The following is an 11,214-nucleotide window of genomic DNA, read 5'->3' on the forward strand; positions in this document are numbered from 1 at the left end:
CCTCGGGCCGGCGCCCGCCCTTCACGAAGGATCTCCGTCGGTGTCCTCTGACATTTCCACGCCCGCACGCCCGCAGCCCCGTGTCCACGCCCGCGACACCGCCGAAGCCCCGCCGCGGCCGGCGGCGTCCGCGCTGGACGAGATCGGCGACCTCGTGATGGCGGGGCAGCGCTCCGGCTACGCCCATCTGGCCGGGCGGGCCCGGCCGACCGTGGGCCAGCTGCTGACAGCGGCCCGAAGCGCCGCGCATGCGCTGTCCCGGCCGAGCCTGTGGCCGCGCCGGCACGGGTTCTGGCAGCTCGCGCCGCGCACCGTCCGCCGCGGGGCGAGCGGACGCATGCGGGTGACGGTGGTCGCACTGGAGCCCGACGAGTTCGTGTCGCTGGCCTCGGCCCCGGAAGGCCGGGCAGCGGGCCCGGGCGCGGACCTGCTCTACCTCGCGCACGGCCGGGCGCACCTGGTGGCCACCGCCCCGAACGGGGCGCTGCTCGCCGTGCGGCGGCTGGCCGGCGGCCGCGCCCGGGCGCTCGGCGCGAACAGCGAGCACCAGCTGGTCAACACCGGCACCCGCACGGCCGTCGTGGTCCGGGTGACCGGGTGACCAGGGACCGGCCCGCAGGCGCCCGCGGTCAGCCGCTCCCGGCCGACGCGCCGTCCCGCTCCTCGGCCCGGCCCGCCCGGAGCGCGGTGTCGCGCAGCGCGTCGTCGACGAGTTCGATCGAGCGCAGGGTGGCCGCCATGCGCCGCCCCTCGGCCAGGTAGGCGTTCATCACCTGCTCGACAGCGTGCGGCGGAAGGAAGTCGCGCAGGTCGACCCGGGCGGTGCGGTACCCCTGGCGGGCGCCCTCCAGGCACGCGGCCACGTGCTGGCGGGCGAGGCGGGCCAGCGCGACCGGGTGCCGGCGCAGCACGCCGTGCAGCCGGTAGTCGGCGGGGACGTTGTCGAACAGCCACACGATGGCCGTCTGCTCGAAGGTCTCCGCCTCGGGCGGGTGCACGCTCGCCGGCCAATCCTGGGATAACCGCTGGTCGGACATGCTGCCAGCATACCGACTCATAGAACATGCGTTCGAGACCCGGGGGCGATCCTTTGGGCAATCATGGGGCGGCCTCCGGGAGGGCGGCCGGTGCGCGCGGCCGGGCGGGGACGCCGCCCGCTCACCTCGGGCACGCGCGCCCGGCCGCGGACCCGCCGGCATGCGGCTCAGCGGCGATCCGGTGCCGCCTCCCCGCGCTCCTGCGCGTCCTCCCGGCTCTCCAGCGCGACCCTGATGGCGTTCTCCGCCGCGTCCACCGAGGCACGCGCGGTGATCACGCTGGTGTGCGCCCGTTCCAACTCGTCCAGGGCGATGCAGTCGAACGACACACGCGCGTCGTGAATGGCGGCCTCCAGCTGGCGCGCTGCTTCGTCCAGACTCATGGTCTCCGATTCCTCTCCGCTCCGGTCCGGCCGACGACCGCGGGTGCGCGGTCCTGCGTCCGGTGCTGCCCGTCACGCGCTGGCTCGCGCGCTACACGTCTGTACCCCTGTCAGCGGCCCTCTATGTCCGAAGGGGAGGTCCAGCCCCGATGCGAGGGGCGGCTGGCACCGCCCGCGACGTGCGGCGACGGCGCCCCGGGCACCCGGCGCAGAGCGTCGGCGGACGCCGCCGCCCCGCGCGCGGCACGCCGCTCGCCGGCCCGACCGGGACGCCCTCGCCCGGCGCGGCCCCGCCGCCACTGTCACACAACGCGCTTACGATGACGGTCGTCGAGAAGACAGGGGCTGTTCATGCGAAACCGTTATCCCGGGCCGTGCCGCACCTGCGGGGGCGAGGTGGCGGCCGAGGCGGGCGTCGTCATCAAGGAGGACGGTCGCTGGCGGACCTACTGCTCCGACCACGAACCCCGCCCCGCACCCCCGCCGCGCGGCGACCACCTGGGGTGGCACACGGTGGGACTCGCCGGCTACGACTGCGAGACCTCCTCCAACGACCCCCGCGAGGCGTTCCTCGTGTCCGCGGCGCTGGTCGACTCCGCCGGCGGCGCGCGCACCTGGCTGGTCGACCCGGGCGACCGGGAGATCCCGGCCGACGCCGTCGCGATCCACGGCATCACCACCGAACGGGCCCGCGCCGAGGGGGTGCCGGCCGAGGACGCCCTGGAGGAGATCGCCGGAGCGCTCGTGGACCACCTGCTCGCCGACCGCGGACTGGTGATCTTCAACGCGCCCTTCGACCTCGGGGTCCTCGACAACGAGCTGCGCCGCCGGGACATGAAGTCGCTCACCGACCGCCTGGGGACGGCCCCGCGGCCGATCATCGACCCCCTCGTGATCGACCGCGGCATCGACCCCTACCGGCGGGGGCCGCGCAACCTGGGCGCGATGTGCGCCTACTACGGAGTGGACCTCACCGACGCGCACACCGCGGTCGCCGACGCGGCCGCCTGCCTCGCGCTGGCGCAGGAGATCGCCGCGCGCCACCCCGACCTGGCCGGACTGGCGCTGCCGGCACTGCACGAGCGGCAGGTCGAGTGGGCGGCGGGATACGCCCGCAGCCGCCAGGAGTGGCTGGACCGCCGCCGGCCGGGCCACGGCAGGGTGATCGACGGCACGTGGCCGGCCGCCGTCGCGGTCTGAATCCCCCGCCCGCGGCGCCTCCACCCCCGCCCGGCGCGGATTCCGGACGCCGGCGCCACGCTGTCGTCCACCTGCTCCGGGGCCGCGCTCCAGCATCCCTCCACCGATCCACCGCACGGATGCAGGTAGCGTGAGGTGACCGTTTTGTCCGCCCGTCGGTGCCGCGGAACACGTTTCCGCGCCGCCGCGCGCCCGCCTGGCCTGCGACTTCGCAACTTTTTGTTCGAATCGCCGTTAACGGGGTACACAGCGCCGCGTGTGTTCTGAGCGCCGCACCCAGACCCGTGATCCGCTCTGAGCACCGGCGCCGCCCGGCAGTGCTCCCCGTCCACGTGACGGTCCGCTGCCCCCTGTGACCGGGCGGGGCGCCGCGCCCTTCGCACCCCGCGACGGGCGCGGTGTTCCGTACCCCCGCGGACGACGCACCATCCGTACACGCGACGGAGCCGCACGGCCCCCCGCGCGGCGGACCGCGTCGTCCGTACGCGCAACGGACCGCGTCGTCCGTACGCGCAACGGACCGCGTTGTCCGTACACGCGCAACGGACGCTGCACCCACGCGCGGCCGCGGGGAAGCACGGCGGGCGGCATTGACAGAAGTCGGCCTGGAAGGAGGCGGCGCCCACGCAGCGCCGATCATCGTGGCGATAGATCACAACAGTCTCCGCGCGACCGAGGGGTCCGCGGACGAGCAGAGCAGCGGCTCGGTCCCCTCCGAGCCCTACACCACCGAAGACCTCCTCTGGGAACCCCCCGAGATCACCGCCTCCACGACCGCGCCGAGGACCGACTGGGTCGTCTTCGGGATCGCGGCCGCGCTGACCCTCGCGTTCGTGGCCTGGGGAGCCGTGTCACCGGACTCCCTGGCCGCCATCGCCGACCGGCTGCTCGCCGGCCTGATGCACTACGGGGGCTGGGGCTTCGTGCTCTCCGCCTCCGCGTTCGTCCTCATCGCGCTCTGGCTGGCGTTCAGCAAGTACGGCCGTATCACACTCGGGCGCGACGACGAGCCGCCCCAGTACAACACGCTGTCCTGGATCTCCATGCTGTTCGCCACCGGCATGGGCATCGGCCTGATGTTCTGGGGGGTGAGCGAACCGCTGGCCCACTTCGTCACGCCGCCGCCCGGTACCGCCGGCGGCACCACGGCGGAGACCGCCACCACCGCCATGGCCACCACGATGTTCCACTGGTCGCTGCACCCGTGGGCGATCTACGCGGTGGTCGGCCTGGCGATCGCCTACGGCACGTACCGCCGCGGGCGGCGGCAGCTCATCAGCGCCGCGTTCATCCCCCTCATCGGCGAGCGCCACGCCAACGGGCCGGTCGGCAAGCTCATCGACGTGCTCGCCATCTTCGCGACGCTGTTCGGCTCCGCGTGCTCCCTGGGCCTGGGCGCGCTGCAGATCGCCGGCGGGTTCCAGCAGCTCGGCTGGGTCGCCACCATCGGCATCGGCCTGCTGATCGGCATCATCGCGGCGCTGGCCCTGTGCTTCGTGCTGTCGGCCGTCTCCGGGATCGACAAGGGCATCCAGTGGCTGTCCAACGCCAACATGGGCATGGCCGCGCTGCTGCTGCTGTTCCTGCTGGTGGTCGGGCCGACCGTCTACATCCTCAACATGATCCCGAACATGCTGGGCGGCTACCTCCAGGACTTCTTCACCATGGCCGCCCGCAGCGAGGCGTCCGGCGGTCCGGGCACCGCCGAGTGGCTGTCGGGCTGGACGGTCTTCTACTGGGCGTGGTGGATCTCCTGGACGCCGTTCGTCGGCCTGTTCATCGGCAAGATCAGCCGCGGCCGCACCATCCGGCAGTTCGTGGCGGGCGTCATCCTGGTGCCGTCGGTGGTCAGCCTGGTCTGGTTCGCGATCCTCGGGGGGACCGCGATCGACCTGCAGACCTCGGGCGTCGACCTGGCCGGCGAGGCCAACCAGGAGGCGCAGCTGTTCAGCCTGCTGGAGAACTTCCCCTGGGCGACCGTCGTCAGTGTTGCGGTGGCGGTGCTGATCGCCGTCTTCTTCATCACCGGCGCGGACTCCGCCTCCATCGTCATGGGCACGCTGTCGCAGCGCGGCGCGAACGACCCGGGCAAGCTCATGACGGTGTTCTGGGGTGTGCTCATCGCCGCGGTCGCGGCGATCATGCTCATGGTCGGCGGGACGGACGGTAACGCGCTCGACGGCCTGCAGAACCTCACCATCCTGGTGGCCGCGCCGTGGACGATCGTCATGATCCTGCTCTGCGTGGCCCTGGTGCGGGACCTGCGCCGCGACCCGCTGATCGTCCGCTCCCACAAGGCCAACGAGGTGGTGACGGCCGCGGTGGTGGCCGGCGCCCAGGACTACGACGGCGACTTCCAGATCGAGATCTCGCCCGCCGAGGACTGCGGTGTCAACGTCACCGTCACCGAACGCGGGGGCGGCGACGCCGATCCCGCCTCCGGGACTGGCAAGTCCGCCGGATAGCCCCCCGGCACGGGGTGGAGCCGTACGCCGTCGGCCGGGCGGGACACCGCCCGGCCGACGGCGTCTCACGCCTCGGACGGGTACAGCGGCGGCGGAGCGGGTAGCGCCCGGGGAGACGACGAAGGGGAGGTCGCCATGCTCCAGCTCATTCTCGTCCTGCTCCTGCTCTGGGTGGTCCTCGCCGTGGTGGGCGTGGCGGTCAAGGGCCTGTTCTGGCTCTTCGTGATCGCCGTGGTGCTCTTCCTCGCCACCGCCGCGTGGGGCTGGCTGCGGCGGCGCGGGGTCTGAGCCTGACGGCGGCTAGTGCCGCAGGCCGATGGTCGCGCTGGCGCGGCGCTGGTCCGTGGGCAGCCAGGGGCGCGGGACCAGGTCGGACAGGAACGCGTAGTCGCTCGCGAGCTGCCGGTCGCCCCCGCCGTTGCGCACGTACAGGTGGCTCCACCACGCGGCGATGTCGGCCCAGCCCGGAGCGGACAGCGAGCCGCCGGTGTGCTGGACGGACAGCGCCGCGCACAGGTTGGCGAAGCGCAGCCGCTGCTCCAGCGGCCAGCCGGCCAGCGTTCCGACGATGAACGAGGCCCCGAACACGTCCCCGGCTCCCGTGGTGTCCACCGCGTCCAGGACCAGCCCCTCGACCTCGGCGGACTCGCCGGTGGTCTGGTCGACGGCCAGCGCACCGCGCGGGCCGTCGGTCACGACCGCCACCGGGACGTGCTCGGCGAGCGCGGCCAGCGCCGAGGCGGGGCTGCCGGTCCGCGTGTAGGACATGGCCTCGATGGCGTTCGGCACGAAGGCGTGGCAGTGCCGGAGCTGCTCCAGGACCGAGCCGGACCACGTCTGGCTGTCGTCCCAGCCCACGTCGGCGAAGATCCGCGCGCCGTTGGCCGCCTGCCGCAGCGCCCAGTCGGGGACGCCGTCCTCGGCGCTCAGGCTGACGAACACGGCCCGGGCCTGCGGGAGCTCGTGGGCCATCTGCTCCAGCGGGACCGGTGAGGGGTGCTCGTGGGTGACCATGCTGCGGTCGCCGCGGTAGGCCAGCGACACCGTGAACGGCGAGTGCCAGTTCGGGATCCGCCGCGACGCCGACAGGTCCACCGTCTCCTGCCCGGACAGCGTCTCCCAGGAGAAGTCGCCGTACACGTCCTCCCCGAAGGCCGCGGCGACCGCGGTGCGCAGGCCGAGCCGCGAGGCGGCCACCGCGAGGTTGGCCACGCCGCCGGGGCACGAGCCCATGCCCTCGGCGCCGACCTCGGTACCGCTCGCGGGCGGCGCCGCCAGACCGGTCAGCACGATGTCGAAGAACACCGTGCCGCTGAGCGCGAGATCGATGGCCGGGCTGTCCGGCTCGCGCGCGCCGGCCAGCACGTCGTGCGGCTCGCCGACCAGCGGGGTGGACTCCAGTTTGGTGTACTCGGGCTTCGAGTTCTCTGCGGCGTCCGCCGCCCGCCCCTGCTTCGCCATGGCGGCTCCCTGCGCGGATTCAGATGGAACAAGAGTGAGAGTAGTCAAAACGCGGGCTCGCACGCGGTGTCTCGCACACTACTGTTGGTCGCGCTGGACGACCGACCGGCGGATCCGCGGAAGGGGAGCGCGACGTGCGGCTGATCATCCTCGGCGGCGGGGGTTTCCGCGTGCCACTGGTGCACCGGGCGCTGCTGGCCGACACCGTGCGCGGCGACGCGCCGGTCTCCGAGGTCGTGCTGTTCGACCGCGACCCGGCGCGGTTGCGGGCGATCGGCGCGGTGCTGGACCGCCAGCGCGACGCGCACCGCGCCGCCCACGGCGAGCCGGAGCTGACCGTGCGCACCGAGACCGACCTCGCCACCGCGCTGGACGGCGCCGACATCGTGTTCTCCGCGATCCGCGTCGGCGGCATGGCGGGACGCGTGCTCGATGAGCGGGTCGCGCTCGCCGCCGGCGTGCTCGGCCAGGAGACGGTGGGCGCGGGCGGCATCAGCTACGGGCTGCGCACGGTCCCGGTTGTCGAGCGGGTGGCGCGCACGGTGGCGGAGCGCGCACCCGGGGCGTGGGTGGTGAACTTCACCAACCCGGCCGGCCTGGTGACCGAGGCGATGTCGGCGGTGCTCGGCGACCGGGTGGTGGGCATCTGCGACTCCCCCGTGGGTCTGGGGCGGCGGGCGGCGCGCGCGCTCGGGCTGGATCCGCGCGAGGTGAGCTTCGACTACGCCGGCCTCAACCACCTGGGATGGCTGCGCGGGCTGCACACCGGCGGCCGGGACCGGCTGCCCGACCTGCTCGCGGACGACACGGCGCTCGCCTCGTTCGAGGAGGGGCGGCTGTTCGGCGCGCCGTGGCTGCGCGCGCTCGGGGCGCTGCCCAACGAGTACCTGCACTACTACTACATGGCGCGGGAGGCCCGGGACGCGATCACCGACACGGTGGCGGGCGGCGGCCCGACCCGCGGCGAGCAGATCACGGCCCAGCAGCGGGAGTTCTACCGCGACGCGGCCGGGCGGCCCGCCGACGCCTTCCACCTGTGGGACCGCACCCGCCTGGCGCGGGAGGAGACCTACATGGCCGACAACCGCCGGGCGGCCGGCGGGGTCGAGCGCGCCGAGGAGGACCTCGACGGCGGCGGCTACGAGCAGGTGGCGCTCGCGGTGATGCGGGCGGTCGCGCGCGACGAGCCCGCCCGGCTGATCGTCAACGTGCGCAACCGCGGCTCGATCGCCGGTCTGGACGACGACGCGGTCGTGGAGGTGCCGTGCCTGGTCGACGGCAGCGGCGCCCGCCCGCTGGCGGTCGGAGCACTGACCGGCCACCAGGCGGCGCTGGTCCAGGCGGTGAAGGCGGTGGAGCGGGAGGTGCTCGCGGCGGTCCGGAGCGGTTCGCGCACACCGGCGCTGCGCGCGTTCGCCCTGCACCCGCTGGTCGACTCGGTCACGACCGCCCGGACACTGCTGGACGGCTACCTGGCGGCGTTCCCGGAGCTGCGCGAGGTACTCCCCCGCCCGTGAGCCCGCCGGGCCGCCCCGTCTCTCAGGCGAAGCGCCCGTCGCGGATGTCGGCGACCAGCCGCTCGGCGCCGTACGGGTCCAGTCCGGTCTCGGCGCGCACCGTCTCGACCGCCTCGGCGTACCGTCCCACCGCGGCGAGCTCCCGGACCCGCTGCACGGCGGCCGGCGACACGGCCGGCCGGTACGGCGCCCCCGGAGCCGCTGCGGGCGGAGCGGCCGCCGTCCGCGCCGCACGCCGGTTCGACCGCGCTCCGCGGGTTGAGTGAGGTTCCGGCCGCCCCTGCGGACCGTTCTCCAGCGAATCGCCGACGCGATGGGGCCGAACGGCTCCCTACCGCGTCCAAGAGGGGCCCGGCCTTCGCGGCCGCGCGGGACGGCCGCTCGACCGTCCGTACGGCGTGGCACGATTCGGAGCCGTCCCCGTCCCCGTATCCCGAGTGAAGGACCCCCTGTGCGCCCCACCGGCTTTACCGTGTTCCGCGCCGCCCTCCGCCTGGCGGACCCCGCCGTCGGAACCGATCTGCTGAAACGGCTGCCGGAGGAGGCCGCCACCACGGTCGCCAGCCGCTACGGGCTGCCGGAGCGGGTGGCGGCGGCGCTCGTCGAGTCCCAGCCGGACCTCGTCCGGGCCGTGCTCGCCCCCGCCGAACGGGACGGCGGGCTCGACCGCCGCCTGTACGCGCACGCCGCGGCGCTCGGCGACCCCGAGGCCGGGCGCGTCCTGTACAACATCCACCGCTGGGCCGAGGTGGCCCCCGGGCTGCGCGCCGCCGTACTGGCCACCGCCGACCCCGGCGACCCGGGCTGGTACACCGAGGACGGACTGGTCCCGGCCCTGCTGCGGTCCAAGGACGCGGACACCCTGCACCCCGCCCTCGCCGGCCCGTTCCCCGAAGTCGTCGCGCACGCCGTCCGGGAGCTCGGATCGGACCTCCCCCTGCCCGTGCTGCTGGACGCGTGCGCCGTACTCGCCGACCGGGGCGGCGCCGACGCGGTCGCTCGCCTCGCGGAGCAGGTCGCGGAGATGGCGCACGCCGGCCTGGCGGACACCCTGCGCGCGGCGGCCGCGGCGCCGGATCCGGGCGCCTTCCTCCGCGCACGGCGCCCCGGGGCCGAGTGGACCGACGTGGCGGCGGTCGGCGCGTTGCTGCGGGTCCGGCGCAACCCGCAGCGGCTCGGACTCCCCTGCGTCCCACTGGACTGGGAACTCGTCCGGCGGGAGCACGAGCGGCGGCCGTTCGAGGGCGCCCAGTTCATCGCGCTCAGCGAGTGGCCGGACTGCCCGCAGGAATTCGTGATGGCGGGCTTCCGCAGCGCTCCCCGGATGGCCGCCAAGCGGGCGGCCCGGCTGCCGATGGAGGTCCTCTCCGGTGAGGACGCCCGCGCGGACCGGTTCGGCTTCGAGAAGCCCGTCCAGCGGGCGCTCGCCTCGGGCTGGTGGTCGCCCGAGCGCCTGCTCGCCGAGGTGGCGCCCGCCCACCGCATCGTGGCGGCGCTGCCCTACGGCCACGCGGCGACCCGCACGGCCGTGGCGGACGCCCTCGCCCCGCTCGGCGCGGACCCGAGCGCGTGGCTCACCCTGTACGCGCGGCTGCCGCGCTTCGACGGCCCGTTCACCGCGCTGGTCTCCGAGGCGGCTACGGCGAAGCGGCGCAGCACCCGCTGGCCGCGCCCGCTGGAGGCGGCCTTTCCGGCCACCCCGCCGGAGAAGTCCCGTGCGGTGTTCCTCGACCTGCTCATGTGCGCCTCGGAAGAGGCGCGGCTGGCGGTGGTCCCGCACCTCGACGCGCGCGCCGTCCAGCACCTGCTCGTCTACGGCCGGCCGTCCGAACGCGTCCGCGACGCGGTGGTCGCGGCGCACGGCACCCCGGCGCTGACGTCCTTCGCGGCCGCCAGCTCCCTGCCGGAACGCGATCTCGCGTGGCTGCTGGACCTGGACGACCCAGACGTCAATGCCTCGCTCTTCGCGCACTGCGCCATCCCACAGGCCGAACGCGTCCGGATGCTCGCCGGCGAGCGCCGCGACGGCGGGCGGGAGCCGGTGGGCGAGCCGCTGCTGCGCGAACTGGACGGCACCAACCTCGGCCACTACCGGCACTGGTTGACGGCGGGGATCGGGTCGGGAGACGTCGGTGTGACCCGCGTCCTGCTCGACCGGATCAGGCTGCACACGCTCGCCGGCCGGCTCCGGCTGCTCGTCGCCCTGGGTGAGCGCAACGGCGCCGAGGCCGTCCGCGATGTCGCGGAGCACCCGCGCTTCCCCGCCATGACCCGGCGGCTGATCGCGGCGGCGCTGGAGGACCCCGATCCCGTGGCGACGCTGCGCCGCCGCCTCGAAGCCGAGGAACAGCCCGAACGCCTGGCGGCCACCCTGCTCGCCGAGGGCGCCCGGCCCGGGGAGCAGGTGAAGAAGCTGCTGTCCGAGGGCGGGTCCCTGCCCTGGCCGGAGCTGGAGCGCGCCCACACCGCGGCCCCGTTCCCGTCGGCGCTGCTGCTGGAGCTCGTGCACGAGGCCGGCTGCCCGCGGTCGCTGCAGCTGGCTCTGCTCCGCACGCCGCCGTCCGGCTCCCGCCACTACCGCGGCCAGCACGGCCTCTGGTGGCTCACGAAGGTCCTGGACGAGGGCCTGATCACACCGGCGGACGTGCTGGAGCTCAGCCCGGAGCCGCGCCGCGTCCTCGGGTACCTGAACGAACTGGCCACCAGCAACGACGACCGTCCCCGCCTCCGTGCGCGATTCGGCGCCGAGACCCGCCGACTGGCCCGCACGCACCTCGGCGCGGACCCCGAGGCCTGGACGGTCGCGGTCCGGCTGTTCCCGGAGTTCGCCGGCACCCTCCCGGAGCTGTTCCGCACCGCCGCGGCGATCACCGCCTGACGGCCGGCAAGCCGGGAGACGCCGCGGGCGGCCGACCCGGTCGCCCGCGGCGACGCGGGCCCCGCGAAAACCCGCGGCACCTCCGGCGGGCCGCCCCCGCCCGCCACCCCGCCGCGGAAACCCGCACGCCGCACATGCCGCCACCGGCACGCGCACGGTCGGCCGCCGGCACCACGTCGGCGCCGGGCCCGCCGGGGGCGGGAGCCGGGCGCCTTTACCCGCGCGGTAATCGACCTCGGCGGTAGGGCACCGGCATGGTGGACGGGCCGGAAG

General features: G+C 74.9%; 10 protein-coding genes. 6 read left to right on the forward strand and 4 right to left on the reverse strand.

The annotated features are described in order from the left end of the window. The first annotated feature begins 40 nt into the window (after positions 1-40). Positions 41-601 (forward strand): hypothetical protein, encoded by a 561-nt coding sequence (locus DEF28_RS06615; protein ID WP_233515131.1) that lies wholly within the window; start codon positions 41-43, stop codon positions 599-601. Positions 602-629: 28 nt separating this feature from the next. Here DEF28_RS06615 and DEF28_RS06620 read toward each other — a convergent pair whose 3' ends face one another. Both DEF28_RS06620 and DEF28_RS06625 read right to left on the reverse strand, forming a co-directional pair. Beyond that, on the reverse strand, positions 630-1,037 hold the full coding sequence (locus DEF28_RS06620; protein WP_114396354.1) for a hypothetical protein: 408 nt from the start codon (positions 1,035-1,037) through the stop codon (positions 630-632). 167 nt (positions 1,038-1,204) lie between these two features. Continuing rightward, positions 1,205-1,420 carry a hypothetical protein gene (locus tag DEF28_RS06625; protein WP_114396355.1) on the reverse strand — a complete coding sequence of 72 codons (216 nt, stop codon included), beginning with the start codon at positions 1,418-1,420 and terminating at the stop codon, positions 1,205-1,207. A gap of 351 nt (positions 1,421-1,771) precedes the next feature. Between DEF28_RS06625 and DEF28_RS06630 the strand changes: the two genes are divergently transcribed. The 3 genes from DEF28_RS06630 to DEF28_RS27980 all read left to right on the forward strand — a co-directional run bounded on the left by DEF28_RS06630 (position 1,772) and on the right by DEF28_RS27980 (position 5,373). Further along, positions 1,772-2,620, forward strand: coding sequence for an exonuclease domain-containing protein (locus tag DEF28_RS06630; RefSeq protein ID WP_114396356.1), 849 nt, complete (start codon positions 1,772-1,774; stop codon positions 2,618-2,620). A gap of 641 nt (positions 2,621-3,261) precedes the next feature. Further along, the gene (locus tag DEF28_RS06635) at positions 3,262-5,085 is read left to right on the forward strand and encodes a BCCT family transporter (protein WP_309485796.1); all 1,824 of its coding nucleotides are present in this window, start codon (positions 3,262-3,264) and stop codon (positions 5,083-5,085) included. 135 nt (positions 5,086-5,220) lie between these two features. Further along, positions 5,221-5,373: a hypothetical protein gene (locus tag DEF28_RS27980; RefSeq protein WP_181874207.1), complete on the forward strand. Its 153-nt coding sequence runs from the start codon at positions 5,221-5,223 to the stop codon at positions 5,371-5,373. A 12-nt stretch (positions 5,374-5,385) separates the two neighbouring features. Here the strand turns inward: DEF28_RS27980 and DEF28_RS06640 are convergent, their stop codons facing one another. Further along, positions 5,386-6,546 carry a carbohydrate kinase family protein gene (locus tag DEF28_RS06640; RefSeq protein ID WP_114396357.1) on the reverse strand — a complete coding sequence of 387 codons (1,161 nt, stop codon included), beginning with the start codon at positions 6,544-6,546 and terminating at the stop codon, positions 5,386-5,388. Positions 6,547-6,680: 134 nt separating this feature from the next. Between DEF28_RS06640 and DEF28_RS06645 the strand changes: the two genes are divergently transcribed. Continuing rightward, on the forward strand, positions 6,681-8,063 hold the full coding sequence (locus tag DEF28_RS06645) for a 6-phospho-beta-glucosidase (RefSeq protein ID WP_114396358.1): 1,383 nt from the start codon (positions 6,681-6,683) through the stop codon (positions 8,061-8,063). A gap of 22 nt (positions 8,064-8,085) precedes the next feature. Here the strand turns inward: DEF28_RS06645 and DEF28_RS27460 are convergent, their stop codons facing one another. Next, the gene (locus DEF28_RS27460) at positions 8,086-8,235 is read right to left on the reverse strand and encodes a hypothetical protein (RefSeq protein WP_158562769.1); all 150 of its coding nucleotides are present in this window, start codon (positions 8,233-8,235) and stop codon (positions 8,086-8,088) included. A 279-nt stretch (positions 8,236-8,514) separates the two neighbouring features. Here DEF28_RS27460 and DEF28_RS06650 point away from each other — a divergent pair, with 279 nt between their 5' ends. Further along, the gene (locus DEF28_RS06650; protein WP_114396359.1) at positions 8,515-10,941 is read left to right on the forward strand and encodes a hypothetical protein; all 2,427 of its coding nucleotides are present in this window, start codon (positions 8,515-8,517) and stop codon (positions 10,939-10,941) included. Positions 10,942-11,214 lie beyond the last annotated feature (273 nt).

The organism is Marinitenerispora sediminis (assembly GCF_003336425.1).
In the GTDB taxonomy this organism is placed as follows: Bacteria; Actinomycetota; Actinomycetes; order Streptosporangiales; family Streptosporangiaceae; genus Marinitenerispora; species Marinitenerispora sediminis.